26 protein-coding genes and 3 pseudogenes are annotated in these 26,302 nt (G+C 71.6%); 11 read left to right on the top strand and 18 right to left on the bottom strand.

What is annotated here, in order from left to right; genetic code table 11:
* Window positions 1–69: 69 nt before the first annotated feature.
* Together AB0O76_RS40350 and AB0O76_RS40345 are read right to left on the bottom strand one after the other, a co-directional pair.
* Window positions 70–1,401, bottom strand: a complete 1,332-nt coding sequence (locus AB0O76_RS40350; RefSeq protein ID WP_365502066.1) for a sugar ABC transporter substrate-binding protein — start codon at window positions 1,399–1,401, stop codon at window positions 70–72.
* Window positions 1,402–1,492: 91 nt separating this feature from the next.
* Window positions 1,493–2,587, bottom strand: a complete 1,095-nt coding sequence (locus tag AB0O76_RS40345) for a substrate-binding domain-containing protein (RefSeq protein ID WP_365502064.1) — start codon at window positions 2,585–2,587, stop codon at window positions 1,493–1,495.
* Window positions 2,588–2,749: 162 nt separating this feature from the next.
* On the opposite strand from AB0O76_RS40345, the gene AB0O76_RS40340 reads away from it, so the two are divergent.
* Window positions 2,750–3,112 (top strand): hypothetical protein, encoded by a 363-nt coding sequence (locus tag AB0O76_RS40340; protein WP_365502062.1) that lies wholly within the window; start codon window positions 2,750–2,752, stop codon window positions 3,110–3,112.
* On the opposite strand, the gene AB0O76_RS40335 is transcribed toward AB0O76_RS40340, so the two are convergent.
* The 5 genes from AB0O76_RS40335 to AB0O76_RS40315 are packed head-to-tail and all read right to left on the bottom strand — an operon-like array spanning window position 3,099 to window position 9,506.
* On the bottom strand, window positions 3,099–4,595 hold the full coding sequence (locus AB0O76_RS40335) for a membrane-associated oxidoreductase (protein WP_365502060.1): 1,497 nt from the start codon (window positions 4,593–4,595) through the stop codon (window positions 3,099–3,101). The genes AB0O76_RS40340 and AB0O76_RS40335 overlap by 14 nt on opposite strands.
* Window positions 4,596–4,628: 33 nt before the next feature.
* Entirely contained in the window at window positions 4,629–6,158 is a 1,530-nt protein-coding gene (locus tag AB0O76_RS40330; protein ID WP_365502058.1) for an ATP-binding cassette domain-containing protein, read from the bottom strand.
* On the bottom strand, window positions 6,155–6,961 hold the full coding sequence (locus AB0O76_RS40325; protein ID WP_365502056.1) for an ABC transporter permease subunit: 807 nt from the start codon (window positions 6,959–6,961) through the stop codon (window positions 6,155–6,157). The genes AB0O76_RS40330 and AB0O76_RS40325 overlap by 4 nt, the downstream gene beginning before the upstream one ends.
* Window positions 6,958–7,911, bottom strand: coding sequence for an ABC transporter permease (locus tag AB0O76_RS40320; protein WP_365502054.1), 954 nt, complete (start codon window positions 7,909–7,911; stop codon window positions 6,958–6,960). Before AB0O76_RS40320 ends, AB0O76_RS40325 begins: the two co-directional genes overlap by 4 nt.
* Complete coding sequence (locus AB0O76_RS40315; protein WP_365502052.1) at window positions 7,908–9,506, bottom strand: ABC transporter substrate-binding protein; 1,599 nt, start codon at window positions 9,504–9,506, stop codon at window positions 7,908–7,910. Before AB0O76_RS40315 ends, AB0O76_RS40320 begins: the two co-directional genes overlap by 4 nt.
* Window positions 9,507–10,040: 534 nt before the next feature.
* On the opposite strand from AB0O76_RS40315, the gene AB0O76_RS40310 reads away from it, so the two are divergent.
* The 3 genes from AB0O76_RS40310 (at window position 10,041) to AB0O76_RS40300 (ending at window position 12,033) form a co-directional block, all read left to right on the top strand.
* A complete protein-coding gene (locus AB0O76_RS40310) occupies window positions 10,041–10,604 on the top strand; it encodes a GNAT family N-acetyltransferase (protein ID WP_365502050.1) in 564 nt (187 codons plus the stop codon).
* 81 nt (window positions 10,605–10,685) lie between these two features.
* Window positions 10,686–10,856, top strand: coding sequence for a 50S ribosomal protein L32 (gene rpmF / locus AB0O76_RS40305; protein WP_135332135.1), 171 nt, complete (start codon window positions 10,686–10,688; stop codon window positions 10,854–10,856).
* A gap of 4 nt (window positions 10,857–10,860) precedes the next feature.
* On the top strand, window positions 10,861–12,033 hold the full coding sequence (locus AB0O76_RS40300) for a GTP-binding protein (RefSeq protein WP_365502048.1): 1,173 nt from the start codon (window positions 10,861–10,863) through the stop codon (window positions 12,031–12,033).
* Here the strand turns inward: AB0O76_RS40300 and AB0O76_RS40295 are convergent.
* The 4 genes and pseudogenes from AB0O76_RS40295 to AB0O76_RS40280 form a co-directional block, all read right to left on the bottom strand.
* Entirely contained in the window at window positions 12,022–12,258 is a 237-nt protein-coding gene (locus tag AB0O76_RS40295; protein WP_365502046.1) for a hypothetical protein, read from the bottom strand. The two genes, AB0O76_RS40300 and AB0O76_RS40295, sit on opposite strands and share 12 nt — an antisense overlap.
* Before the next feature lie 7 nt (window positions 12,259–12,265).
* Complete coding sequence (locus AB0O76_RS40290) at window positions 12,266–12,937, bottom strand: TNT domain-containing protein (protein WP_365502110.1); 672 nt, start codon at window positions 12,935–12,937, stop codon at window positions 12,266–12,268.
* A gap of 190 nt (window positions 12,938–13,127) precedes the next feature.
* The gene (locus tag AB0O76_RS40285; protein WP_365502044.1) at window positions 13,128–13,502 is read right to left on the bottom strand and encodes an STAS domain-containing protein; all 375 of its coding nucleotides are present in this window, start codon (window positions 13,500–13,502) and stop codon (window positions 13,128–13,130) included.
* A 245-nt stretch (window positions 13,503–13,747) separates the two neighbouring features.
* Window positions 13,748–14,284: pseudogene (locus tag AB0O76_RS40280) on the bottom strand (cytosine permease); the annotation flags it as partial.
* A 1-nt stretch (window position 14,285) separates the two neighbouring features.
* Between AB0O76_RS40280 and AB0O76_RS40275 the strand changes: the two are divergent.
* A pseudogene (locus AB0O76_RS40275) lies at window positions 14,286–15,056 on the top strand (amidohydrolase family protein); the annotation flags it as partial.
* Window positions 15,057–15,193: 137 nt separating this feature from the next.
* Window positions 15,194–16,396: a lactonase family protein gene (locus tag AB0O76_RS40270; protein ID WP_365502042.1), complete on the top strand. Its 1,203-nt coding sequence runs from the start codon at window positions 15,194–15,196 to the stop codon at window positions 16,394–16,396.
* On the opposite strand, the gene AB0O76_RS40265 is transcribed toward AB0O76_RS40270, so the two are convergent.
* Entirely contained in the window at window positions 16,393–17,061 is a 669-nt protein-coding gene (locus tag AB0O76_RS40265; protein ID WP_365502040.1) for a hypothetical protein, read from the bottom strand. The genes AB0O76_RS40270 and AB0O76_RS40265 overlap by 4 nt on opposite strands.
* Window positions 17,062–17,184: 123 nt before the next feature.
* Between AB0O76_RS40265 and AB0O76_RS40260 the strand changes: the two genes are divergently transcribed.
* Both AB0O76_RS40260 and AB0O76_RS40255 read left to right on the top strand, forming a co-directional pair.
* Window positions 17,185–18,795: an alpha-amylase family glycosyl hydrolase gene (locus AB0O76_RS40260; RefSeq protein ID WP_365502038.1), complete on the top strand. Its 1,611-nt coding sequence runs from the start codon at window positions 17,185–17,187 to the stop codon at window positions 18,793–18,795.
* 53 nt (window positions 18,796–18,848) lie between these two features.
* Window positions 18,849–19,565: a TetR/AcrR family transcriptional regulator gene (locus AB0O76_RS40255; protein WP_365502036.1), complete on the top strand. Its 717-nt coding sequence runs from the start codon at window positions 18,849–18,851 to the stop codon at window positions 19,563–19,565.
* A gap of 74 nt (window positions 19,566–19,639) precedes the next feature.
* Here the strand turns inward: AB0O76_RS40255 and AB0O76_RS40250 are convergent, their stop codons facing one another.
* Complete coding sequence (locus AB0O76_RS40250) at window positions 19,640–20,233, bottom strand: isochorismatase family protein (RefSeq protein ID WP_365502034.1); 594 nt, start codon at window positions 20,231–20,233, stop codon at window positions 19,640–19,642.
* Window positions 20,226–21,470 (bottom strand): amidohydrolase family protein, encoded by a 1,245-nt coding sequence (locus tag AB0O76_RS40245; RefSeq protein ID WP_365502032.1) that lies wholly within the window; start codon window positions 21,468–21,470, stop codon window positions 20,226–20,228. The genes AB0O76_RS40250 and AB0O76_RS40245 overlap by 8 nt, the downstream gene beginning before the upstream one ends.
* Window positions 21,471–21,601: 131 nt before the next feature.
* On the opposite strand from AB0O76_RS40245, the gene AB0O76_RS40240 reads away from it, so the two are divergent.
* The gene (locus AB0O76_RS40240; RefSeq protein WP_365502030.1) at window positions 21,602–21,901 is read left to right on the top strand and encodes a hypothetical protein; all 300 of its coding nucleotides are present in this window, start codon (window positions 21,602–21,604) and stop codon (window positions 21,899–21,901) included.
* Here the strand turns inward: AB0O76_RS40240 and AB0O76_RS40235 are convergent.
* Together AB0O76_RS40235 and AB0O76_RS40230 are read right to left on the bottom strand one after the other, a co-directional pair.
* On the bottom strand, window positions 21,872–22,591 hold the full coding sequence (locus AB0O76_RS40235) for a DUF2470 domain-containing protein (protein ID WP_365502028.1): 720 nt from the start codon (window positions 22,589–22,591) through the stop codon (window positions 21,872–21,874). The two genes, AB0O76_RS40240 and AB0O76_RS40235, sit on opposite strands and share 30 nt — an antisense overlap.
* Window positions 22,592–22,838: 247 nt before the next feature.
* Window positions 22,839–23,114: a hypothetical protein gene (locus tag AB0O76_RS40230; RefSeq protein WP_365502026.1), complete on the bottom strand. Its 276-nt coding sequence runs from the start codon at window positions 23,112–23,114 to the stop codon at window positions 22,839–22,841.
* A gap of 49 nt (window positions 23,115–23,163) precedes the next feature.
* Between AB0O76_RS40230 and AB0O76_RS40225 the strand changes: the two are divergent.
* Window positions 23,164–23,575 (top strand): annotated as a pseudogene (locus AB0O76_RS40225) (fumarylacetoacetate hydrolase family protein).
* 67 nt (window positions 23,576–23,642) lie between these two features.
* Here AB0O76_RS40225 and AB0O76_RS40220 read toward each other — a convergent pair.
* Complete coding sequence (locus AB0O76_RS40220) at window positions 23,643–24,275, bottom strand: MBL fold metallo-hydrolase (RefSeq protein ID WP_365502024.1); 633 nt, start codon at window positions 24,273–24,275, stop codon at window positions 23,643–23,645.
* Window positions 24,275–25,360 carry an S-(hydroxymethyl)mycothiol dehydrogenase gene (locus tag AB0O76_RS40215; RefSeq protein ID WP_365502022.1) on the bottom strand — a complete coding sequence of 362 codons (1,086 nt, stop codon included), beginning with the start codon at window positions 25,358–25,360 and terminating at the stop codon, window positions 24,275–24,277. Before AB0O76_RS40215 ends, AB0O76_RS40220 begins: the two co-directional genes overlap by 1 nt.
* Window positions 25,361–25,498: 138 nt before the next feature.
* On the opposite strand from AB0O76_RS40215, the gene AB0O76_RS40210 reads away from it, so the two are divergent.
* On the top strand, window positions 25,499–26,290 hold the full coding sequence (locus AB0O76_RS40210; RefSeq protein ID WP_365502020.1) for an ABC transporter permease: 792 nt from the start codon (window positions 25,499–25,501) through the stop codon (window positions 26,288–26,290).
* The last annotated feature ends 12 nt before the right edge of the window (window positions 26,291–26,302 follow it).

The raw sequence follows: 26,302 nt of genomic DNA, 5'->3' as shown, positions 1-26,302 counted from the left end.
CGCCCTTCTGCTGGTGCTCTGTGGCGTACGTACGGGGTGCTTGGCCTCGCCCTGCGGCGCTCGCGCCGGTCATGTGCTGCGCTCGGTGGTGGAGAGGCCGAGGGCCTTGAGGTCCGGCATGGTGCCGTCCTGCGCCGCGTGCACGGCGTCGATGAGTGAGCCCTGGCCGCCGCCCGCGCGGGCGAAGCCGTCCTGCATCACCCGCTGGGTGGCGGTCATCCGCGGGCCCCAGACCCAGCCGTCCCGGATGGTGTCGGCCTGTTCCTGGAAGAGGCGGTAGATGTCCTGGCCCGCGTAGTAGGAGCGGTCGAAGGCGGCGCGACCCACGGAGACCAGGCCGGGGACGGCGGGGTACTGGCTGCTGGTGCCGCTGGAGAGGCGTGCGCGCAGGGCGTCGGGGTGCGAGACCTGCCACTCGATGAACTCCATGGCGGCTTCCGGGTTCTGGCTGTCCTTGGTGACGGCGAAGGTGGAGCCGCCGTGGGTGCCGACAACCGGGTGGTCGGGGTCCCACTGCGGGAGCGGGGCGATCGCCCACTGCTTCTTCTGGCCCGGCCTCGCGTTCATCTGCGCGCCCGCGTCCCAGGCGCCGCTGAGCCGGGCGAGGACCAGGCCCTCACCGAGCTGCGAGTCGTGCTGTCTGCTCTCGGAGGCGTTGGCGAAGACCAGGTCTTCGTCGACGAGCCGCTGCCAGTACGCCGCGACCTTGCGCGTCGGCCGGTCGGCGAGCGAGACGTTCCAGGCGCCGTCGCGGGTGTCGAACCACCGGGCGCCCGCCTGCCACGCCCACGCGGCGAACTGGGTGAAGCCGTCGGTGGGGAAGAGCGCGAGCCGCCGGTCGCGGGACTTTCCCCGTACGGTGCGGGCGGCCTCGGCGAACTCGTCCCAGGTGCGCGGGACTTGAAGGCCGTACTCCTTGAACAGGTCTGTGCGGTAGTGCAGGACCATCGGCTCCACGTCGAGCGGAACGGTGAAGACCCGCTTCTCGAACGTGGTCAGACCGAGGGCCTGCGGGAGCAGCTCGGCGCGCAGCCGGTCGGTCAGGAGCGGGGTGAGGTCACGGGCGACGCCGTCGATGGCGAAGCCGGGGACCTGGGGGTATTCGATGGTGGCGACGTCCGGGGCGTTGCCCGCGCGGGCGGCGTTGCTGAGTTTGGCGTAGCCGCCCATCGCCCCTGACGGGATCTGCTGGAACTCGACCTGGACTCGGTCGTGGGTCTTGTTGAACGCGTCGACCACTTCCTGGCTGCCGCGCAGCGCGGACCAGAAGGTGATGCGTGTACTGCCGCCCTTGGTGCGCGCCGTGCGGCCATCGCTGCCCGAGCAGGCGCTCAACGCGCCTGCCGCGGGAACGGCGGCTGTCACGGCGAGCAGGGACCGGCGACTCGGTCGACCGGGCATGGGTGCCTCCCGCGGCTCTTGTTCGGGACACGGGAATCCTGATCGCGTGAACGATGCCGGTCAATAGACCGATCAAAAGAAACTTAAGCGGTCAAACGATCGCGGGGTGGGTGGCGGAGCCGCGGACCTTCAGTTCCGGAAGGAGCTCAACTCGCTGCGGCCGTCCGGCGCCTGACGTCTCCGCTTCGGCGAACCGGCGCAGCAGGAGCTGGGCCGCGACCCGTCCCACCTCGTGCTTCGGCGGGGACACCGCGGTCAGCGGGGTGCTGCCAAGGGCGGCCACCACATCGTCGTACGCCACCACCGAGCAGTCCTGCGGCACCCGCACCCCGCCGTCGATGAGCTGCGACACGAGCATCAGCGCGTCGACGTCGCCGTGCAGGACGGCGGCCGTGGCGCGGCGCTCGCGCAGCAGCGCCGCGAGGTCAAGGGGGTCGCGTGCCCGCCCTGGGCCGGCGTCGCGGGCGCTGAGCACCACCGTCCAGTCCTCGATCTCCGCCCGGGAGGCGGCGATCTCGGCGAAGGCCGCGCGCAGTGCACGGGCCGTCGGGCTGTCGTCACGCGCGGCAAGGACGATCCGGCGGTGGCCGAGCCGCACGAGGTGGTCGACGGCGAGGTGGATGCCGAACCAGTGGTCCGTGCACACCGAGTCCATGGCGTGCAGCACACTTCCGGCCCGCGGCCGCCGCTCCATCACCACCGTGGGCACACCGGCCGCGGCGAGCCAGGCGTAATCCGCCTCCTCCTCGGCCGCGGTGCGCCAGCGCGGAGCGATGAGCAGCCCTCGCACGCCCTCGGCCAACACCCGCTCCACGAGCGGCCGTTCGGCGCCTTCCACCTGCGGCGCGATGTGCAGGGCGACCCGCATCCCCGCCTCGCTCAAGGCGCCCCGCGCCCCGTGCATCGTCTCGTACAGGTAGGTGTGCCGCTCCGGCACCATCAGCGCCACGGCCTCCCCGGACGCCACCGGTTCGGCGGGCGCCGTGCTCCGTTCCACGGGCCCGACCGAGCGCGCAACACCGTGGCCGCGCCGCAGTCGGCCCTCCCGGGCGAGGTCTTCGACATCGCGGCGCACGGTGATCACCGAGACCTCGAGATCGGCGGCGAGATCACTCAGCCGCGCCGTACCGCGCGACTCCACGACCGCGAGTATCCGCTGCCGCCTGACTTCCCTCGGCTCTCGCATGCTGCCGGCCCCCTCGCGACGTACCCATCGGGTGTTCGTTTGAGCGTTTCCGCTGGAGGATATCGATCATTGCCCCGTCCGCACCCGGGAGTCGCGCGTTCTGTTCATCACGCGCGCGTTCTGTTCAATACGCGGCCCCGCCCACGCCCCGATCATCGCCGCATGTCCGACTTCGCAGCCCTGGCCCTGGCGGCCTTCCTGACCGTCACGGCCGTCACGCACTTCCTGTTCCCCGCCTATTTCCGCACCCTGGTCCCGCGGTGGCTCCCCTCCCCCACCGCCCTCGTCGTCGGCAGCGCGGTGGCCGAACTCGCCACGGCCGCCCTGCTGTTCGCCCCCGCGACCCGCACGGTCGGCGGCTGGACCGCGGTCGCGCTGCTGAGCGCCTTTCAGGTGTCGCATCTCGACGCCGCGTTCCACACCCGCACTCGCCCGGGCTTCCTCGGCAGCCCCTGGGGCGTGACGGCCCGGCTGACCGTGAACGCCGCCTACATCGCCTGGGCGCTCGCGGTCACTGCCGGCTGAGCGAGCGCGAGATGCCCGCCGCGACCGTCGTCACCAGGACCCAGCCCGTGGCGATCAGCAGATACGAGAGCCACTGGTACCAGCCTTCCGGCGCGAACGCCGTCTCCTGCCCGAAGCCGATGATCGGGAGGAGCAGGTCAAGGGTGTAGAACACGGGGTTGAAGTCGGGGGCCTCGTCGGACTTCAGCCGGGGCGGATGGTGCAGGGCGAAGGCGAGCGCGCCGCCGAGCAGCAGGACGAACAGCCATCCGGCGGCGCGCATGGGCCGGAAGCCGTAGCCGACGGTGACGTCCTGGAGATGGCCCCACATCCTGGCGTACGGGGGCAGGGTGGCGCGATGGCGGCGGAGCTTGGCCAGCTGGACGGTGCGGGCCGCCGACTCGTCCCCCACCGTGCGGTACGCGGCGGCCAACTGCTCGTAGCCCTGCGGGAGATAGCCGCCCGCCTCACGTTCGAGCAGCGGAAGGCGCTGCTCGGCGGGCAGGTGCGGGGCGAGCCGTTGGTAGCTCAGCCCGTCGAGCTTGACCTGATCCGGCCATACCTCCGGAGGGACGTGCAGCAGGTCCAGCTGGGAGCGGCGCAGATTGACGGCACCCTCGATCGGGGCGGCCTCCCGCAGCCACAGCTCGCCGATGACACAGCTACTGGCACGCAGCGCCGACCCCTCTGGGTGGGAGAGACGGGCGTAGGCGAGATTGATGTGGCGCGGAATGCGGGCGCCGCTCAGATTGACCGTGCCGCGGGCCCGCAGCCGCATGGCCCGCAGGTCGGTGCCGACCGACAAGGTCTCGGCGTGCAGGGCGACTCCACCCGGGGTGCTCAGTTCGGCGTCGTCGAGGTTGACCTGGCCACCGACGGTGGCTCCCTTCAGCCGGACCTGGCCGTGCGCGACAAGGCCGACAGCCCATACGTCGGCGCCGATCTCCGCGTGGTTCAGCTGCAGCACCGCTTCGGCGTCCGGCGTGTCCTGCTCGGGCGGCTCACCAGGAACGGGCGGCGTGCCCAGCTCCGCGCCGTTGACGAAGAAGGCGCCGTTGATCCGCGCGCCCCCGAGCCGCACGGGACCCGTGATCCGACAGCAGGCGATGCGCAGGACCAGCTCGACACTGAGGTTTCCCGCGGTCAGCCCCGGCAGGACCGAGTCTCTCAGCACCAGGGCGGGAACGTGGGCCCCGTACAGATTCGGCGTCTCGTCGAAGTGGCAGGCGCGCATCCGGACGGGGTACTCGACCGTCCCGTACATGAGCTCGAGCCGCCCCGTGATCCGCGCGCCCAGCAGCTTCAGGCCGGCTATCTCCCCGTCCCGCGTCGGCCCGTTGAGCAGCAGCGCCCTCAGTACCTCGGCCCGCACGGTCCGTTCGGGCCCCCACGACCCACCGGCCAGGGCGTCGTCCCCGGGGCTCTCGCGGAAGTCGACACGCTCACCGAGCGGAAAAGCCTGCCAGACGCGGACTTCCGCCGGGGTCAGGTCGTTGATCTCCATCGGCGGGATGCTGTCGCGGGCGTGTTCGGGCTGTCAACTGCGGCCTTGGACCAGGCCTTCCGTCGCCTCCACCAGCGCGGCGGTGAACGGGTGGCGCGGCGAGGCAAGCACCTGCTCCGCCGACCCCTGTTCGACGAGTTCACCGGCGTCGAGGACGGCGATCCGCCCCGCGGTCGCGGCGGTGGCCAGGTCGTGGGTGATCAGGACGAGCGTCAGACCGTCTCGGTCGTTCAGGAGCCCGGTGAGCGTGTCGAGGATGCCGCGCCGGGTGACCGCGTCGAGTCCGGACGTGATCTCGTCGCAGATCAGCACCTTGGGGCGGGCGAGCAGCGCCCGGGCCAGAGCGGCGCGCTGGAGCTCACCGCCCGACAGCCGTTCGGGGCCGCGCCGTACGAGGTCGTCGCCGAGGCCCAGGGACGTGAGCGTGCTCAGCGCTTCGGCCCTGGCCTGCTCCCGGTCCGCTCCGCGCAGCCGTACGGCCGTGCGTGCCACCTGGTCGAGCACCGGGCGGTGCTCGTCGAACGCGGCCCGCGCGTCCTGGAAGACGTACTGCACGGCGGCCAGTTGTCCGCGGTCGCGGTCACGCAGGCTGCGGGGCAGCGGAGCCCCGTCGAGGTGGATCTCGCCGTCGTGGTCCCGGTGGAGTCCCGCCAGGCAGCGGGCCAGGGTCGTCTTGCCGCTGCCGGAGCGGCCGACGAGGGCCAGCATCTCACCGGCCTGGAGGGTGAGTTCGGGGACGTGCACCGCCTTGCCGGCACCGTCGCGGTGCCGGGCGGTGAGGTCGCGTATGCGCAGCACGTCACGTCCACCCGAGCGGGGCTCGTGCACCACCATGCCGTCCGCCGCCAGGAGTTCGGCAGTCCACGGATGCCGCGGCGCGTGCCACAGCTCCTGAGCCGGGCCGGATTCCACCACGCGGCCGCCGCGCAGGACGAGGACGTCGTCGGCGAGGGCCCGCACCACGTCCAGATCGTGGCTGAGCAGGACGACACCGATGCCTTGTCGGGCGATCGCCGCCAACTGGTCGACGATGCGCCGCTTGGTCAGCGCGTCCTGCCCGGTGGTCGGCTCGTCCGCGACGACCACACGTGCGCCGAGGAGCAGCGCCTGAGCCAGGACGACCCGTTGCTGCTGCCCGCCGGAGAGCTGGTGCGGGTGGCGCCGCAGCAGGGCCTCACCCTCCGGGAGCTGCGCGTCGGCGAGGGCCTGAAGGATCAACTCCCGTGCTGCCGCCCTGCGTTCGGACCGAGGCCGGCTCCGCACCCGGCCGCGGGCGATGTCCCGCAGCAGGGCACCGACGCGGCGTGCGGGGTTGAGGGCGGCACCGGGGTGCTGGGGGACGTAGCCGACGAGGCCGCCGGGGGCAAGCACGTCGCCGGTCACCCGCGCACCCGGCGGATACTCGCCGAGGAGCGCGAGGCCCGTGGTCGACTTGCCGCTCCCGGAGGCACCGACCAGCGCGGTGACCCGTCCCGGCAGGACACGCAGGCTCACCCCGTCGACGATCGCCCTGCCTCCGTCCGTCTCGACCCGCAGGTCCTTGATCTCCGCGACGGCGGTCACGCGCGCTTCCTCTTTTCCAGTACGGCGTCGAACAGCAGGTTGCCGCCCATGGTCAGGGCGACGATCAGCAGGGCGGGGACGACCACGGCCCAGGGCTGGAGGAACAGGCCCGTACGGTTGCGGTCCACCATCACCGCCCAGTCGGAGGCGTCCGGTTCGACCCCGACGCCGAGGAACGCGGCGGTGGCCACGAGATAGAGCACGCCGGTGAACCGGATGCCCGCGTCGGCGGCGAGGGTGCGCGTCATCGACCTGCCGACATAGCCGACAGCCATGCGCCACCATGTCTCACCCTGCATGCGCAGCGCCTCGACGGCCGGGCGCGCGGCCGCTTCCGCCGCGGCGGCACGCACGATCCGCGCGGCGTCGGGGATGTTGACCAGGGCCACCAGGAGGGCGAGCCCCACCGTCCCCGGCGAGAGGACGGCGGCGACCAGCAGGATCAGCAGCAGCGACGGCACGGCCAGGAGGACGTCCAGGGGCCGCATCAGCAGCTCTTCGAGCCAGGTCCGGTGGGTGAGCGCGCTGATGAGACCGAGGGGCAGCGCCACCAGGTAGGCGAGCGCCGTCGCGGCGAGCGCGACAACGACCACGGACCGTCCGCCGAGCAGCACTTGGGCCCATACGTCCCGGCCGACGAAGTCGGTGCCGAGCCAGTGCCCGTCGCCGGACGTGAAGGAGGCCGCCCTCGGGCCGGGCGCGCCGACGAAGAGCGGGCCGAGCAGCGCGAGCGCGAGCGGTATGCCCAGGATCACCAGGCCGAGCAGGAGACGCCCCGCCCCGACACGTGTGAAGACCGTCATGCCGCGACCCCCGTCCGGGGTGCGAACCGGTGCGTGACCAGGTCGGCACCGAGGTTGAGGACGACCGCGGTGAGCCCGAAGAGCACCGCGAGGCCCTGCACCACGGGGACGTCCCGTTCGGCGACGGCGTTCATCAGGACCGTGCCCAGGCCGGGGATGACGTACAGCGCCTCGACGACGATGACCCCGCACAGCAACCAGTCGATGGTGCGGGCCAGTTGCTGCGCGGCCGGCGCGACGGCGTTGGGCAGCGCATGCGCGTAACGGATCCGTGCACCAGGAACGCGGTAGCGGCGAGCCTGGGCGACGTACGGCGAGGCCAGCGCGTCGATCATGCCGGCCCGCACCAGTCGGGCAAGGGAGCACACCGGTCGCGAGAGCAGGACGAGGACGGGGAGCACGAGCGGCGCGGGGTGGGCGAGCAGATCCGTGCCGTAGCCGACGGCGGTCGGCGGCAGCCAGCCGAGGCGCAGCGCGAACACGGTGACGAGCAGCACGCCGAAGGCGAACTCCGGGACCGCGTACACCCCGAGCGTCACCGAACTGACGATCCGGCCCACGAACCGCCCCTCGTGCCTGGCACACAGCACACCGAGACCGACACCCAGCGGCACGAGGAGCACCACGGTCACCGCGGCGAGCAGCAAGGTCGGTTCGAGACCGTCCGATATGTACGTGCCGACGGGCCGCCCCGAGGCCAGCGAGGTGCCGAAGTCGCCCCGCAGCAGGCCCGCCACCCAGTCCGCGAGGCGTTCGTACGCGGGCCGGTCGAGCTGCAGCGATTCGCGGATCGCCGCGATCCGCTCGGGGTCGGGCTGGTCTCCCGCGAGCGCCACGGCGGCATCGCCCGGCAGCGCCTCGGTGAGGGCGAAGACGAGCAGCACGACGGCCGCCGTCTGAGCGAGGCCCAGGAGCAGCCGCCGGGCGACCCAGGTCCGCAGTCCGCTCACGCCAGCCAGACCTTGTCGAAGCGCGCCCAGTCCAGGGAGTTGGCCGGCGCCTTCTCCTCGACGCCGCGCACGGTACGTGCGGTGCCGAGGATCCAGTCGGCGAAGCCCCAGATCAGGAAGCCGCCTTCGGCGTGCAGTCGGCGCTGCATGCGCGCGTACACGGCGGCGCGGTCCTCCTTGTCCTTGGTGGACTGCGCCTGCTGATACAGCGCGTCGAAGTCCTTGTGCTTCCAGTGGGTGGCGTTGGTGGTCGAGTCGGTGAGCAGGCGCTGCGAGATGTGGGACTCGATGGGCATGGCGCCGGAGCGGTAGGAGGCGAAGGTCCCGGAGTCGAGGATGTCGCTCCAGTAGCTGTCCTTGCTCCCGGTCTTGATCTTTACGGTCACTCCGGCCCGGGCCGCCTGGTCCCGGAAGATCGCTGCGGCCTCGGTGAATCCGGCGGCGACCGGGGAGGTGTCGAGGGTGACTTCGAGCTTCTGGGCCCCGGCCTCCTTGAGGAGCCCCCGCGCGCGGTCCAGGTCCTGTTCGCGCTGCGGCAGACCGCCCGCGTAGTACTCGTAGCCCTTGCCGAAGAGGTCGTTGCCGATCTCGCCCGCGCCGGACAGGGCGCCGTCGACCAGTTCCTTGCGGTCGGCGATGAGGAAGAAGGCCTCGCGGACCCGCCGGTCGTCGAACGGCGGCCGGTCGGTCTTCATGACAAAGCCCTGCATGGCGCTGTTGCGCAGCCGGACTATCTCGATCTGCCCCTTCTTCTCGTGGGCCCGCGCGGTGGCGGGGTTGAGCTCATGCGCGTACTCGATCTGGCCGCCGAGGAGGGCGTTGACGCGCGCCGATTCCTCGTTGGCGACGACGAACTCCAGCTCCTCCAGGTAGGGGGCGCCGTCCCAGTAGGCGTCGTTGCGCTTGACGACGGCGGACTTGCCGGGCGCGAAGGACACGAAGCGGAACGGACCGCTGCCGACCGGCTTCTTGTCGAAGTCGTCGGCGCCCTTGGGCACGATGTACGCGCCGAACGCGGCCAGGACGTTGGGGAATTCGGCGGTCGGGCGCTTGAGGACGAACTCGACGGTCCGATCGTCCAGGGCCCGGCTGGCCTTCAGGTCGATGGGCTCCAGGGACGCCTTGGCCCGGAACTCCTCGGCGGGGTCGGCGATGCGGCGGTAGCTGTAGAGGACATCGTCGGCGGTCACGGGCCTGCCGTCGTGGAAGGAGGCCTTGCGCAGGGTCACCTTCCAGCGGTCGAGGCCCTTGTTCGGCCGCCATGCCGAGGCGAGCCGGGGCCGGGCGGACAGATCGGCGCCGTAGTCGGCGAGCTTGTCGAAGAGAGCCTTGGCGCGGGCGGCGTCGGCGAAGAGGTTGGCCCGGTGCGGATCGAGGGTCTCGCTGGCACCGCCGCCGGCGAACGCGGCGCGCAGCCGTCCGCCACGCCGGGGCTTGCCGTCGCCCTCGGCGTCCGCACCGGCGGCGGGTGTGTCCGACCCGGCGCAGCCGGTGAGGGCGAGCGCGCCGAGCCCGGCGGCCGCCCCGCCGGCGGCCAGAAGGCCCCTGCGGCGCAGGCCGTTCGGTCGGGGATCGTTGACGGGGACGTCGTTCATGCGGGTGTCCTTGGTGTACGAGCGCTTGCGCAGGCGGGGACCCGACGTGCGGGACTGCGGAACGCGGCGGGGCGGGGGTACAGGGCTGGCGGGACTGCAGAACTCGTAGGACGGGGGAGGTAGGGGTCCGCGGAACTCGCGGGACGGCGGAAGTTCGGGACGGGGACTTGCGGGACGGCGGCGGATCATCGGAACTGCGGGCTGAGGGACTGCGGTGACTCATCGGAACCGCGTGGCTGCGTGCCCCACGACTGCGCCGCGGCCAGGCAGACTCGGCGAAGACCGGGGCGGTGCCGCGCCCGGCAAGGGGCGCGCGGAACTGCGCGACCAGCCCCCACCGGCCTGGAGGTCCATCACCGCACCTCCAGCGGAGCGCTTGGCGCACGCCAAGACCGGGCCGGATCCCGCCAGTTCGCGGCCGCTCACTGCCGCGGGCCTGCCCGCCTTGACGCGGGCATACGTTATCGACAATCGTTTTCATTGTCACCTGACGGCTCGCCAGCCCCTGCACCCACCCCCGAAGGAAGCACCCCGATGACCAACACCCCCGAGGGCGCGTCACACCCCTCGTACACCGTGCGCCCCGCCACGACCGCCGACCTGGAGGGCGCACGCCGGCTGATGCTGGACACCTTCTACCGGGACTTCGGATACGGCTACACGCCCGCATGGCACCGGGACGTCATCGACCTCGCGGACACCTACCTCAACGACCCGCGACACCTCCTCCTGGTGGCGTTGCACGGCGGCGAGGTGGTGGCCACGACCGGCGTACGTTCAGTGGGCCCGGCCCATCCCCCGCACCCCCGCCGGCTCGCCGAGCGCTACCCGTCGGGCACGACCGCGCAGATCGTCCGCGTCTACGTCAGGGCCGAGCACCGGCGCCACGGCCTGGCGCGGACCCTGGTGCGCGCGGCATGCGACTTCGCCGCCGCGACGCCCGGATACGACGCCATCTACCTCCACACGAACGTGCACGCGGAGGGCGCCGAAGGGTTCTGGCGCAGCATCGCCAAGGAGGTCTTCGACGCCCGGACGACCGGCGAGCACGGCCCCGGCGTCGGCACGGTGCACTTCGAGATCCCGATGCCCCGCTGAGTCCCGATCCCCCAATTCGTAATGGGATCCATTTTCATATAGCCTCGACGCCGCACCACCGAGAAAGGAACCCGAGAACCCATGGCCGTACCCAAGCGCAAGATGTCCCGCAGCAACACCCGCCACCGGCGCGCCCAGTGGAAGGCCAGCACCCCGCAGCTCGTGCCGGTCACCGTCGACGGCTCCGCCTACCTCGTTCCCCAGCGCCTCGCCAAGGCGTACGAGCGCGGCCTGCTGCGCCCCGAGGGCTGACGGGATGGCCGAGCGACTGCCGGTCACCGTCCTGTCCGGCTTCCTCGGCGCGGGCAAGACGACCCTGCTCAACCATGTCCTGGGCAACCGCGATGGCCTGCGCGTCGCGGTGATCGTCAATGACATGAGCGAGATCAACATCGACGCCGCCCTCGTGCGGGGCGGCGAGGCCGCCCTCTCGCGCACCGAGGAACGCCTCGTGGAAATGACCAACGGGTGCATCTGCTGCACCCTGCGCGACGACCTCCTTGAGGAGGTCGACCGGCTGGCGAGGGCCGGGCGGTTCGACTACCTCCTCATCGAGTCCAGCGGCATCTCCGAGCCGATGCCGGTGGCCGCCACCTTCGAGTTCCCCCGCGACGACGGCGCCACCCTCGGCGATCTCGCGCGGCTCGACACGATGGTGACGGTCGTCGACGCCGCCAACTTCCTGCCGGAGCTGACGGGCGGCGACGGCCTGGCCGAGCGGGGTCTTGATCAGTACGAAGCGGACGAGCGCACGGTCAGCGATCTCCTCATGGACCAGATCGAGTTCGCGGACGTCATCGTCCTCAACAAGCTCGACCTGGTCGACGAGCGGGACGCCGAGCGGCTGACCGCCACCCTCGCGCGCCTCAACCCGCTCGCCCGCGTAGTGCCCGCGACCCAGGGCCGGGTGGATCTCCAACAGGTCCTCGGAACTGGCCTGTTCGACCTGGAGCGGGCCCAGCAGGCTCCGGGGTGGGTGCGGGAGCTGAACGGGGACCATGTGCCGGAGACCGAGGAGTACGGCATTTCCAGCACCGTCTTCCGTGCCGAACTCCCCTTCCATCCCGTGCGGTTGTGGAACTTCGTCACGCAGGACCTGGACAGCGGGGCCTTCGGGGACGTGCTGCGCTCCAAGGGCTTCTTCTGGCTCGCCAGCCGTCCGAACGTGACCGGATTGTGGTCACAGGCGGGGTCCGTCGCCCGCTTCGAACCGTCCGCCGCGCGCGACGCGGAGGACTTCCAGGGGCAGGAACTGGTCTTCATCGGGACCGGGTTGCGGGCCGATGCGCTGCGTGCGGCGCTGGCCGGGTGCCTGATGGCCGATGGCGAGAGCCTTCCGCCGCTCGACCTCGACCCGTTCCCCGCCTGGGACACGTACGGCATCGACGACGCCTGCGAGCACGAGGCTCTCGCCGGCTCACACCAGTAGCCGCAGCAGCTGTGCGCAGGCCTCCGCCTCGTCCGCGTGCCGGGTGATGGGGTGGTGCGTGCCGCGTTCGTACGTCCCGGTCTCCCACGCCCCGCCGTCCTCGGTCCGCCGCAGGTAGACGAAGTCGGGGGGCGTGGGGGCCGGTTCGTGGACGCCCTCGATCCAGTAGTAGCCGTCGGCGACACCGGCCTCGCGCAGGGCGGCGGGCAGTCCACGGATGTCCATCGGTGTGCTAGCCGTTCGCCGGCTCGAGGTAGCCGTGCTCGAGGAGCCACTTCACGTTCAGGCGCTGTCCCTCGCCCGGGTCGAGGAACACCGCGTCGAGCTTGATCTGCTGTCCGTGACCCGGCTGCTCGAACCAGGGGGCGATGCTGCCCTGCCAGACGTAGAACGGCTTGCTCACCTCGTAGACGCGGTAGTCGCAAGCGACTGCGGCATCACGGGTGTTGAGGTTCTGCGGGGGCAGTGCGCGCTTGGCGTACGGGTCACCGGCCGGGGCCAGGAACGAGCCGTACTCCGAGCCGAAGCGGTCGAGCAACTCGCCCTCCTCCAGCTCCTCGGGGTGCTTGTCGACCTGGCCGTTGACCGTCTCGAAGCCGTCGTTCGGCGGGTACTTCCAGCTGCCCGTGTCCGCGGGGCCTTCCCAGTACTTCTTCAGGAACGACGACGGCGTCAGGTCACCCGTCCGCTTCCAGCCCTTGAGCAGCGGGCCGACCGGCTCCTGCCACTTCTTGGGCAGCCACTTCGGGCCGAGCCGCGCGTCCTTCTGGAACTCGCCGGTGCAGGGCTCGTGCGGCTTCGACGTCGCCGCGGCCTTCGACTCCGACGCCGCCGTCGCGGCGGGCGCCGCCGCCATGGCGGTCGCGACACCCAGCGCGGCAAGAACAGTACGGATCCGGATCACAGAACTGCGGTCCACTCGGCAACTCCTCGCGTGCCCACGGGAAACGGGCACAGATACGGGACGAGAAACGAAAACAACTCGCACACCGTATCCGAGCAGTGGCTCTCAGTGGCCGCCTTCCGCGGCGGCGGGCCGAAACCAGCCATCCGCCCACGGCGGAGGCCAGTCGGCCCCCGTCCCGACCCGCGCCTCACGCCGGGACGTCATCGCCGTCAGGAACCTCCAGTTCGGCGGGCAGGGCGTCCAGGGCGGTGAAGCTGCGGTCGAGTCGGGTGATGCCCATGACCCGCCAGACGCGGGGAGCGCAGCGGACGAGTCTCAGGGCGCGGCCCGTGGCGGCGGTTCGGTTTCTGATGCGCACGAGGAGCCGCAGGCCGCCGGCGTCCAGAAAGGTGACCTGGCGCAGATCGACCACCACGTCGGAGCCCGAGCGGTCGAGGAACTCCCTTAAGCACGGCTCGAGTTCCTGCTCCGCCCAGGCGTCCAGTTCGCCGTGGAGTGTCAGAACGGTCAGCCCCTCCACCACACGGTGACGCAGCCCAAAGCTCGGGTCGGATATGCCCATGGGCTACCCCCAACTTCCCTTCCCCGCATACGAAGAGTGACGAATCCGCGCGTGGTACGGCCTGTCCGACCGGCACCGGGAGCCGCCTGGGTCCGGGGCGGCGCCGAGTATGGCATCTACATCTTGCCCGTTCAGGTGCTATTCATGCCTCGCGGTGGCGCTACCGGTCGCAAGTGGGGGCAACTTGGCGGCAATTCTAAGACCGTAACTCTCCGTAGCCTTCTATCGGAAGCGGAGGTGGGGGCTCATGCCCGTGGCACTCCTCCGAGCCCGTCGCGGGTGCAGCGTGTCATGAGGATATAGACCGCGGATGCCACCAACATGCCTGCGGGCAGGGCGAGATCAACGCGTCCCAGGGTGTCGGCGACCGGTCCCGTGTACGCGGTGTTCACGCACAGGGCGGCCGCCGTGACACCGGCGGCGAGCGCCAGCGGACCCGACCGGTTGACGCCCGCCGTGAACCAGAACGGGCTGCCGGGTGTCTCGTCCGTGAGCGCTATGCCGTCGTAGCGGTTGCGGCGCAGCACGATGTCCGTGGCGTAGACGGCCATGCTCGGGCCGAGCAGGACGACGGTCAGCTGGAGGACATTGCTGACGGTGTCGAGGAAGTTGGAGGCCAGCAGTCCGTACAGGGTGAGCGAGACGGCGGCGATCCCGTCGACGATGACGCTGATCGAGCGGCGGATGCGCAGCCCGACGGCCTGCAGGGCCAGGCCTGCGCTGTACGCGGTGAGGGCGTTGATGGCGATCGTGCCGAGGATCAGGGCGAGCAGGAAGACGGGGCAGCTCTTCATGGACGGCACCATCGACAACGGCACCGCCTGGCTCGAACGCCCCGACTGTCACGGCGAGTCCACACACGCCTTCTGGCCCGACCCCGCCGCCTACACCCACGTCGTCGGCGAACTCCACCGGGCGGGGGTGCCCACCGCCACGCATGCCATCGGTGACGCGGCCGTACGGCACGTCCTCGACTCCGTGGAGAAGGCGCGGGCCACGGGGGAGCGCCCCGTCCGGCACCGGATCGAGCACATCGAGACGGTGCCCGACGACACCCTGGCCCGGTTCGCCGAGCTCGGCGTCATCGCGTCCATGCAGCCCACGCACTGCTGCGACTTCACCCGGGCCGACCACACCGACAACTGGTCGCGCCGTCTCGGCGATGACCGGGCGTCGCGTGCCTGGCGCTGCCGCGATCTGTGGGACTCCGGCGCCACGGTCGTCCTCGGCTCCGACTGGCCCATCGCCCCCTACCCGCCGCTGGGTGTCATGGCGGGCGCCCGCCACCGCCGTCCGAGCCGCGACCTCAGCCGGCCGCCGCACGGCCCCGAGCAGGCCCTGTCGGCGCTGGAGTCGCTGCAGGCCATGACCGTGAACGCCGCTCATGCGGCGGGCGATGACCACGACGCCGGGCAGCTCGCCGTCGGCCACCGCGCCGATCTGACCGTCCTCGCCGACAACCCGCTCACCACCGACGCCACCGATCTTCCGGATCTGTCGGTCCTGCTCACGGTGCTCGACGGCCGCGCCACCCACCGCGCCACAAGCCTCTGACCCGTCCCGTCACGCCCACTCCGCCGTTGCACAGAACGCAACTCCGGTTGCGCCTCTTGTCCATGAGGCCCCTGGGCAGCACTGTGTCTGTCACACGCGTCACCACCGTCACAGGAGGAGCGGGCATGGAGGCAGGCATGAGCAGGGGGTCCGACGGGCGGCCCGAGGCGCGCGGCCGGGGACGGCGCGGGTTCATCGGAGCCGTCGCCGCCACGGCTGCCGCGGCCGCGCTCACCTCGTCACAGCACGCCGCTGCCCTTTCCTCCTCGCAGTCCACTTCCACCCCGTCGCCCCAGCGACCGCCGCGCCGCACGCGGCCGCTCCTTCTCGGTACGTACACCACCAAGCCCGGCGGCGGCATCGGCCTCGGTCTCGCGACGTACGACGACGCCACGGGACGCATCACCGCCACCGGAACACTGACCGGCGTCCCGGATCCCTCCTACCTCTGCCTCCACCCTTCGGGCAGCACCCTGTACGCCGTCAACGAGCAGGAGCAGGGCGGCGTGACCGCGGTCGCGCTCTCGCCCGCGGGCCCCGAAGTCCTGGGCTCGCGCGGCACCGGCGGCGCCGGGCCCTGCCATCTGTCCGTACACCCCGGCGGGCGCTGGCTGCTCAGCGCCAACTACCTCTCCGGGAGCGTGGCCGTCCATCCCGTCCAACCCTCCGGCGCGCTTGGCGAGTTGACCGATGTCGTCACGCACTCCGCTCCCCCGCCCGGGCCGGGGCAGGAGGGGCCGCACGCCCATCAGATCGTCACGAGCCCGGACGGCGGGCATGTCCTCGCCGTCGATCTCGGCACCGACGCCGTGTACAGCTACCGCCTCGACACGAAGGCGGGCAGGCTGACGCAGGTCTCGTACGCCACGCTCCGCCCCGGCGCGGGGCCCCGGCACCTCACCTTCCACCCCTCGGGACGGTTCGCCTACCTCGCCAACGAGATGGACAACACAGTGGTTGTCTGCGCGTACGACCCCGCCAGTGGGCGACTGACTCCGGGTGAGCCGCAGTCCACGGGCACGGGCGAAGGCACCAGCTATCCGGCCCAGTTGCTCGTCACACGCGCCGGCACCTTCGCCTTCCTCGCCAATCGCGGCCACAACAGCCTGACCCGGTACGCGATCGAGGCGGGCGGCGCCCGGCTGCGGATGCTCGACACGGTGCCCGTCGGCGGGGACTTCCCCCGGCACATCGCCTTCTCGCCGTCGCAACGGCTGCTGTTCGCGGCGAACCAGAAGTCGAGTTCGGTGAGCGTCTTCCACGTGGGCGCGAAGGGCCAACTACGCCTGGCGGGCGAGCCGTTCCCGGCCCCCGTGGCCGTGTGCGCGCTGCCGCTCTAGGGCGCGTACAGCTGGGAGGCGGAGGGTGTGCGCGCCCGCTGCCGGTCAGGGGTGGTGTAGGCGAAGTTCAGGACGGTACGGCGGATGCCGGTCCTGCGCAGTGCGGTGACGCGGTGGGCGGTGGTGTCGGCCCGCAGGAGGTAGCCGTCGCCGCGCCGGTGGTGGGCGTGGGCGGCGGTGGCGTGCAGGGCGTCGAGGGCGCTGGTGCGGGCGGTGTAGTGCAGGAGGCCGCCGTCGGCCGGGTCGGCGGGGGCCTCGATGAACAGCACCAGGGCCAGCGGGTAGTCGTCGGTGTGGGCGCCATGGGTGTCGCCGGGCCGGTGCAGGATGTTCAGGACGTGCCGCTCAAGGGGGTCGGCGACCTCGACCGCGGGCAGGGCGGCGACCCGGCCGAGCCACGCCAGGAGCTCCCGGTCGCGGTAAAGCCCCGGGATCAGCGTGGATTCATCGTCGATGGCGTGACCGCCGAGGGTGGTCATGTGGCGGGGCGAATCGTCCATGGACGCCATGGCGAAGTCCCGGCGCACGGCGAGCTTTTCCAGCCGCTGCACCTCGCGCGTCAGGTCATCCAGTAGCCGGGGCGGAATGAGCGAGGGCAGTCTCAGATAGCCGTCGGCGGCGAAGCGGTCGCTCAGCGGCGGGGTGTACGCGGGTAAGGAAAGCATCGTGCGGACCTACCCCGGCCCCGAGCGGGACAACCCATGCCGTACCCGTAGGCATCACCAGGAAGGTACGTATCACGAGGGACATGAAGGTACGTATCACGAGAGAAGGGCTGCACCCGTTCCATGACTTCGTTCCGCCCCGCCCCCGCCTGGCTCTCCGACGCCGTCTTTTACCAGATCTATCCGCAGTCCTTCGCCGACTCCGACGGCGACGGAATCGGTGACTTCAACGGCATCACCGAGCATCTCGACCACCTGGCGTGGCTCGGGGTCGACGCCGTCTGGATCAATCCCTGCTTCGCCTCGCCGTTCCGCGACGCCGGTTACGACGTGGCGGACCATCTCTCCGTGGCGCCCCGTTACGGCACGAACGACGACCTGGCCAAGCTGGTGGACGAGGCGGGCCTGCGCGGCATCCGGGTCCTCCTCGACCTGGTGGCCGGTCACACGTCCGACCGGCATCCGTGGTTCACCGCGTCCGCCGACGACCCGGACGACGACCGCTACATCTGGGCGCCGGATGGCTGCCCGGACGGTTTCGTACGGTCGCCGGGGTCCCGCCCCGGCGCGTATCTGCCGAACTTCTTCGACTCCCAGCCCGCCCTCAACTTCGGCTACGCCCGCCCCGATCCGGCCGAGCCGTGGCGGCAGCGGGTCGACGCCGCCTGGCCGCGCGCCAACCGCGCCGCCCTGCGCGACGTCATGCACCACTGGCTGCGGCTCGGCCTCGCCGGATTCCGCGTCGACATGGCGCACTCCCTGGTCAAGGACGACCCGGACCGCAGCGCCACGGCAGCGGTGTGGACAGAGCTGCGCGGCTGGCTGGACACCGCGCATCCGGAGGCGGTGCTCCTGTCGGAGTGGGGCGATCCGGCGGTGTCCGTCCCCGCCGGGTTCCACGCCGATTTCTTCCTCCAGTTCGGCGGCCCCACCGACGGTCGGCCGCTGCGCTCCCTGTGGAACAACCGCGCGGGCACCGACTCCGAGGCATGGGATCCCGTCGCCCCGTTCTTCGACCCGAGCGGCCAGGGCTCCCCCGACACGTTCGTCGATGCGTGGCGGGCGGCCCGCGCGGCCGTCGGCGACGCCGGGCACATCTCGCTGCCCACCTCCAACCACGACTTCTCGCGCCTCAACTGCGGTCCGCGCACCGCCGAACAGCTCCCCGCGGCCTTCGCCTTCCTGCTCACCTGGCCCACGCTCCCGGCGATCTACTACGGCGACGAGATCGGCATGCGCTACATCCCCGATCTGCCCGACACCGAGGGCAGTGTGCTCGGCCCGCACTACAACCGGGCGGGTTCGCGCACCCCAATGCAGTGGGACGACGGCCCCGGCGCGGGCTTCTCCACCGCTCCCGCCGAGCGCCTCTACCTCCCCCTCGACCCGGATCCGCACCGGCCCACCGTCGCGGCCCAGCGCGCCGACGACACCTCGCTGCTGCATCTCGTACGCCGCCTGATCGCGCTGCGCAAGGCCGCCCCCGAGCTCGGCCCGGACGGCTCGGTGGAGGTGCTGCACAGCGGCTATCCGTTCGTGTACGTCCGGGGCGGGCGCTTTCTCGTCGTGGTCAACCCGCGCAGCGCGCCTGCGGCGTTCACCACCGATCTCGTCGCCGGTGCGGAGCCGCGCGCCCTGGAGGTGGCGGGTGTGGAGGCGGCGGGCGGCGCCGTCACGGCGCGGGGATTCGGGTACGGCGTCTTCGATCTGGGCCCGACGGACATCCCCTCTTAAGTCCCGTCGGGACAGATGTCTCATTGGGACGTGATAGGTGTACAGTCGAATACATGAAGGCGACGGAATCCACGAAATCCGCGGGATCCACCGAGTCGACACCCCAGGCACCGGCCCCCGGCCCGGCGGGCGAGGACCGCAGGCAGCGCAAGGCCCGGCAGACGCGGGAGGCGCTCGCCGACGCGGCGATCGACCTGATCCTGGAGCACGGCCTCGCGACCGTCACCGTGGAGGCCATCGCCGAGCGCGCCGACGTCACGCGCCGCACCTTCAGCCGCCACTTCGGCGGCAAGGAGGCCGCGGCGCTCGACTTCACCCGCGCCGACGGCGACCGCATCAACGCAGCCCTGCGCACGCGCCCCGCCGACGAGCCCCCGCTGGCCGCCTACCGGGCGGCCGTACAGGACTGGCTCGCCGATCCGGAGATGCCGGGATGGCACCGCCGCCCCCGGACGCGGGCGCTCCTCGCGCTCGTCGACACGGAACCGGCGCTGTTCGCCGCGTACGAACGCGTCCGGGGCGACGCCCAGGACGAATCCGTCCGGATCATCGCCGACCGGCTCGGCACCGGCCCCGCCCGGGACCAGCGCCCGGCCGTGATCGTCGGCGCCGCCGCCGGAGTGCTGACCGCCGCCCTGCGCAGCTGGGCGCGCGGCGGACACGCAGACGACACAGACGTCGAAGACCTCGCCGCGCATGTGGAGCAGGCCTACGACGTCCTCACCGGGGAGGCCGCCCTGGCGGCCCCCCACATCGCGACAGGAAATTGAACAAGGTCTTCCACGAGCACGGCGTCGTGGGCCTCACGAAGACGGCCGCGCGTCCCCTGTCTACGTCTCTACTTCTACGGCTTGGTGAAGTCGACGTCCTGGGCCCTCGCGACGATCTCGACCTCGTCGCCGAGGGCCCATTCGGCGACCCGCGACACCATCGCCGCCGGGACCGCATCGCTGATTCCCTCCGCGGCGGGAATGTCGTACGTCGCGTGCGCGTCGTGCGGCATGACGACGCGGAAGTCCAGATCGAGGGCGGTGCGCGCGGTCGCGAGGACGCACATCTCGGACTGCACCCCGCAGATGGCGAGGTCGCGCACGCCCGCATCCGCGAGCAGCTCCCCGAGCCCGGTCTCCTCGAAACCGTCGTCGATCGTCTTGCGGAGCACGGTCTCGCCCCGGTCCGCGTCCACGGGGAGGTGGATCTGCCAGCCGGGAGTGCCGGGTTCGTCGACGGATCCGGGCTCGCCGTCGTTCTGGAGCTGGATGACGAGGGCGCCGGCGGCGCGGGCCCGCGTGATGAGGTCGATCGTACGGTCGAGGACGCGGGCCGCTTCCGGTACGGCGCCGTCGCCGGAGACGAAGGCGGACTGCATGTCGACGACCAGCAGGGCCTGAACGGGCTTCGTGGTCGTGTCTATTGGCTGCGCATTGTTCTCAGTCACGGTCCACCATCTTGCCGTTCGCCATCACCAGCCGTACGTCCCCCAGCGCTTCCACGTCCTTGAGAGGATCGCCGCGCACCGCGATCAGATCGGCCCGGTAGCCGGTCGCCAGGCGTCCGACGTGGTCGGCGATGCCCAGGGCGTCGGCGGCCTCCGTGGTGGCCATGTCGATGACGCGGTCCGGTTCGATGCCCAGGTGCTGGTAGAAGCCGAGGCTCTGGGCCAGGCCGTCGCAGCCCGCGCGCTGGACTCCCGCGTCCGTCCCGGCGATCAGGCGGGCGCCGTGTTCCGCCATGGTCCGCACCTGGTCGAACATCGCCTTGGCCCGTTCGGCGCCGAAGAACATGGGCAGCATCCGCCAGTTGGGGCTGACGGTGGGGCAGATCCGGATGCCCTTGGCGACGATGGCGTCCAGGACGTCCTCGCGCAGGTCGAAGCCCTTGCGGGTCATCCAGGTGCAGTGCTCGATGGTGTCGACGCCGGCCATCACGGCGGCCACGATCCCGGCGGTGCCGTGTCCGTGCGCGGCGACCGGCAGCCCGGCCCGGTGTGCCTCGCGGACGACGGCGCGGATCTCGGGGGCGCCGAACTGGGCCTGCCAGGTGGCGGGGCCGCCGTGGGTGAGGCCGCCGCCGGTGGCCATCACCTTGATGACGTCGGCGCCCAGTTCGGCGTTGCGGCGCACCAGGGCGCGGATCTCGTCCTCGCCGTCGACCTCCCCGCCGAGGAACCAGCAGTGGCCGCCCTTGGTGGTCAGCGGTGTGGTGGCGGCGACGATCCGGGGGCCCGGCACGGCGCCGTCGGCGATCGCCTCGCGCAGCCGCAGGGTGAGGCGGCCCCGGTCCCCGAGGTCGCGCACGGTGGTCACGCCGCTGTGCAGGAACTGGCGCGCCCGCTCCTCCATGGCGACCATCAGCGTGCGGTCGTCGTGGGCGTCCAGGACGGCCACCGGGTCCTTGCTCGCGTCGAAGACCAGGTGGACATGGGCGTCGATGAGGCCGGGCAGCACCGTGGCGTCGGGCAGCGCAAGCCGTCGCGCCCCGTCGCGCACCATCGGCTCGACGGCACCGCGGGGTCCCGCGGCGACGATGGCCGCGCCGTCCGTCAGTACGGCGCCGTCCTTGACGCACTGGCCACGCGGCCCGGTCAGAACCCGCCCTGCCGTGATCAACGTCTGGCTCATCTCGACCTTTCCCACAAGGAGTTGGCGGAGCCGGCGGTGCTTGCCGGGTTCCATCGTCCGTCATGGGAGGGCGGAAGGGGATGTTCTGGCGGCCGTCCCGATGTGGACGCCGCGTGCGCGCGCTGTCCCGCGGGGGCGCATAGCCTGGGGCGGAACGCCCCGCTCAGGACGGAGGTCAGGGTCTGATGAGCACGGAAGTCACGGTCCTCCTCATGGCCGCCGGGGCCCTGGCGGCCGCCACGCTTGCGGTCGCGGTCGCCCTGCTCGTACGCCTGGTCAGGGCGCGCCGCAGGCTGCGCAGGGCGGGGTTGCCGGTGGAACGTCAGTGGGTGTTCTGGGGTGCGGTCGCCTATCTCGTACTGCCCGCGGATCTGCTGCCCGATCCGGTGTTCCTCGACGACATCGGAGTGCTGGCGCTCGCGCTGCGGTCGATGCGGAAGGAACTGTCGGCGGGCTCAGGACTCGGGGGTCGCGGGGCGCAGTAGCGGGCGGCGCACATGCCGGGCCTTGGTCAGCAGGATGTGCATGCGCTCGGTCACCTGGGCGACGTCCTCGACGGGCTCGTCGAACGGCAGCCGCACATCGGCCTGGCTGCGCGCCCGCTCCAGGCGCAGGGTGAGGCCGTACTGGTCGATGGCGAGCGGGCGCACGCGCACCACTCCGTGCAGGCTGTCGGCGTGGACGAGCCGCGTCAGCTGCTCGACGGCGTCCTCGTGCGCGTCGGCGAGGTGGGTGAGCAGGCGTGCCTCGGCCTCCGCCAGGGGGTCGGGGGCCGTCAGGGCGAGTTCGTCGAGGTCGATGCCGATCCGCTCGCCGGTGGCATCGTGCAGCACGGCGCAGGTCGGCGCGAAGAGGAAGCGCTCGCCGTCGGGCACGAGCGACCCCGAGAGCCACAGCCGGGCCCGGATCCGGTCCCTGACCGGCACCGGTGAGACATCGGCGAGTTCCAGCAGGGTGGACGGCTCGCCGCGCGGCGCGCAGATCATCGCGGTGGCCAGTGCGCTGTCCCGCGGCGGGACCAGCAGAACCGTGCCGTCCGCGCCGACGCTGTGCGCGCCGACGAGTTCGTCCCTGCCGATCTCCGTGGTCACCGCGCAGGACCACGCGGTGGCGAGCACGGAACGCGCGCGTGCCGCTGCTGTGGGCACGGTCGTGCTGATGTGACGGACACCCATTCGTCAACCTCCATTAGGTAAGCCTTGCCTAACTTATCTGAGATCAAGAGTGGGTGCCACCAGGCGGGGCCGACTTCCGCCTCAGGGAGATGGCCGCCGGGCACGGCCGAGTACCGGCCCGAGTGCCGGCAGCGGCTCGGCGCCGGCGCGATCTCCGAGGTCCTACGCCTGTTCGCAGGGCTGCCGCCGGTGCAGGCTGTGGGGATCAACTCCGCACCGCACCTGTGGTCCCTTACCGCCATCTCCCTTACCGCACAGGAGAGTTCACCCCATGCGTCTCATGCGCATCGGCGAGCCCGGCCGCGAACGGCCCGTTCTCGCCTCGTCCGACGGCAGGCACCGCGACCTCTCGTCCGTGACCCGCGACATCGACGGCACCTTCCTCGCCGCCCTGTCCGAAGACCCGTCGCTCGTACCAGACGCCTCCGGTCTGCCCGAGACGGACATCACGGGGCAGCGCGTCGGTGCCCCCGTAGCCCGCCCGTCCGCCGTGCTCTGCATCGGGCAGAACTACGCCGCCCACGCCGCCGAATCGGACTCCGAGCCTCTTCTACAAGGCGCCGAACACCGTCATCGGTCCGTACGACGACGTCCTCATCCCGCGCGGCTCGAAGAAGACCGACTGGGAAGTCGAACTCGGGCGGCCAGTGGTCCAAGGGCAAGAGCTGCGCGACGTTCAACCCGCTGGGGCCCGTCCTGGTGACCGCCGACGAGGTGGGCGACCCGCAGGGCCTGCGTCTGCGGTCCTACGTGAACGGGGACGTCCGGCAGGACTCCGTGTCCGCCGACATGATCTTCGGGGTCGCGGAGCTCGTGCACCATCTGTCGCAGTATCTGGTCCTCGAACCCGGCGATGTCATCAACACCGGTACGCCCCAAGGGGTCGCCCTCTCCGGGCGCTTCCCCTACCTGGTCCCCGGCGACGTGATGGAGATGGAGATCTCGGGCCTCGGGACACAGCGCAGCCGCTGCGCTCCCGCATAGGGAAGGCGTCCGGCGGCGGCCGTGCACCACGGGCCGCCGCCCGGCCGATTCAGTCGGCCCCTGCCGTTCAGTGCCCCCTGGCGATCCACTCCTCCAGATGCGGCGCCTCCGCGCCGATCGTCGTGCTGTCGCCGTGGCCGGTGCGCACGACAGTCTCCGGTGGCAGCGTCAACAGCCGGTCCCTGATCGAGTCGACGATCGTCGGGAAGTCGCTGAACGAACGGCCCGTCGCTCCCGGCCCGCCCGCGAACAGCGTGTCGCCGGTGAAGACGGTGGCAAGGTCCGGCGCGTACAGGCTGACCGCGCCCAGGCAGTGGCCCGGCGTGTGCAGGACCTTCAACTCCGTGCCCGCCACGGTCAGTTCCTGCCCGTCAGTCAGCTCGCCGTCGGGGGCGCGGTCGGGGTGGGTCTGCTTCCACAGCTCCGCGTCGGCGGGGTGCAGCAGGATCGGCGCGCCGGTGCGGGCGGCGAGCGCGGGGGCCGCGTCGATGTGGTCGTCGTGCGCGTGCGTGCACACGATCGCGACGACCCGGCGGTCCCCGACGGCGGCCGCGATGGCGTCCGCGTCGTGCGCGGCGTCGATGACGACGACCTCGCTGTCGTCACCGACGATCCATACGTTGTTGTCGACGTCCCAGGTGCCGCCGTCGAGGGAGAAGGTCCCGGACGTGACGAGGTGGTCGATACGGGCGGCCGCCATCAGAAGACCACCACCGAACGCAGGACATCCCCGTGGTGCATCCGCTCGAAGGCCTTCTCCACGTCCTCCAGAGCGATCGTCTCGGTGACGAACGCGTCCAGGTCAAGGCGCCCTTGCCGGTAGAGGTCGATGAGCATCGGGAAGTCGCGTGAGGGCAGACAGTCCCCATACCACGACGACTTGAGCGCACCGCCGCGCCCGAAGACGTCGAGCAGCGGCAGGTCGATGCGCATCTCCGGTGTCGGCACGCCGACCAGGACGACCGTGCCTGCCAAGTCGCGGGCGTAGAAGGCCTGTTCGTACGTCTCCGGGCGGCCGACGGCCTCGATGACGACGTCGGCTCCGTTGCCGCCGGTCAGCTCGCGAATCGCCTCGATCGGGTCCGCCGTGCGGGAGTTGACGGTGTGCGTGGCGCCCAGGCTCTCGGCCGTCCGGAGCTTCTTGTCGTCGATGTCCACCGCGATGATCTTCGCGGCGCCTGCGAGGCGCGCGCCCACGACCGCCGCGTTGCCGACACCGCCGCAGCCGATGACGGCGACCGAGTCGCCCCGGCCGACCTCTCCGGTGTTGATGGCGGCGCCGAGCCCGGCCATGACGCCGCAGCCGAGGAGTCCGGCCGCGGCGGGCGATGCGGCCGGGTCGACCTTGGTGCACTGGCCGGCGGCGACGAGGGTCTTCTCGGCGAAGGCGCCGATGCCGAGCGCCGGCGAGAGTTCGGTGCCGTCCGTGAGGGTCATCTTCTGCTCGGCGTTGTGCGTGTCGAAGCAGTACTGCGGGCGACCGCGCAGACAGGCACGGCACTGACCGCACACCGCACGCCAGTTGAGGATCACGAAGTCGCCGGGCGCGACCTCGGTGACGCCGTCGCCGACCGACTCGACGACGCCCGCCGCCTCATGGCCGAGGAGGAAGGGGAAGTCGTCGTTGATGCCGCCCTCGCGGTAGTGCAGATCGGTATGACAGACGCCGCACGCCTGCACCTTCACCACGGCTTCTCCGGGGCCCGGGTCCGGCACGACGATCGTCTCGATCCTCACCGGCTCGCCCTTCGCGCGGGCGATCACGCCCTGTACCTGCTGCGCCATGAGGTCAGCCCTTCTTTCTTCGGCATCACATGTTCCTCGGGCATCCTCACATCCTGGACACCCCCTCGACGACCCGCTCGCACAGGTTGCGACGGCCGATTCCGATCTCCTGGGCCCGGTGCCGCCTAGGGTGGGCGGGTGCGTGATCTCGCTGCTCAGGCCCTGCTTCCGGTCAATGCGACGCTCGGTGCGGCGCTGCTCGTGCTGCTGCTTGTCGCGGCCGCGACGGCCGCCGTGTTCCGGCTCTCCCCCGACGGTTCGTACGGCAGGGCGCGCGAGATCGTGGTGGCCGAGGTGCGGGCGGCCGCGCAGCTGGGCGTGGTGTCCCTGGCGATCGGCTGGGTGATCCACCACCTGGCGGCGCTCTTCGCCTTCCTGCTCCTGATGTTCGCCGTCGCCGCGCGCACCGCGGGGCGACGCATCACCGAGAACGGCAGCTGGTGGTGGGCGGCGCTGCCGATCGCGGGACCCGTCGTCCCGGTGGTGACCGCCCTGACGCTGGCCGGGCTGCTCCCCGTGCGGGGCATCGCCATGATCCCGGTGACCGGCATCCTCATCGGCGGTGCGCTGACGGCGACCGTTCTGGGCGGCCGCCGGGCCCTGGACGAACTCCACGCCCGCAAGGGCGAGTTCGAAGCGGGCCTGGCCCTCGGCCTGCTCGCCCGGGACGCCCGCCTGGAGGTGATCCGCCCCGCCGCGTCGGACGCCCTGCTCCCCGGACTCGACCAGACCCGCACGGTGGGCCTTGTCACCCTGCCGGGAGCGTTCGTCGGCATGCTCCTAGGCGGTGCGTCCCCCGCCCTCGCGGGCGCGGTGCAGCTGTTCGTGCTGATCGCCCTGATGGCGGTCCAGGCGATCGCGGTGGCGGTGACGGTCGAGCTGGTCGCCTGCGGCCGGCTGAACCGCGCGGAGTCGGCGGAGTCGGCGTGAGCGGCGACAGGC

It is taken from the genome of Streptomyces sp. NPDC086554 (genome assembly GCF_040686095.1).
GTDB lineage: Bacteria > Actinomycetota > Actinomycetes > Streptomycetales > Streptomycetaceae > Streptomyces.
Note: the sequence above shows the minus strand (reverse complement) of the source record. Positions and strands in the feature narration are given on the sequence as shown.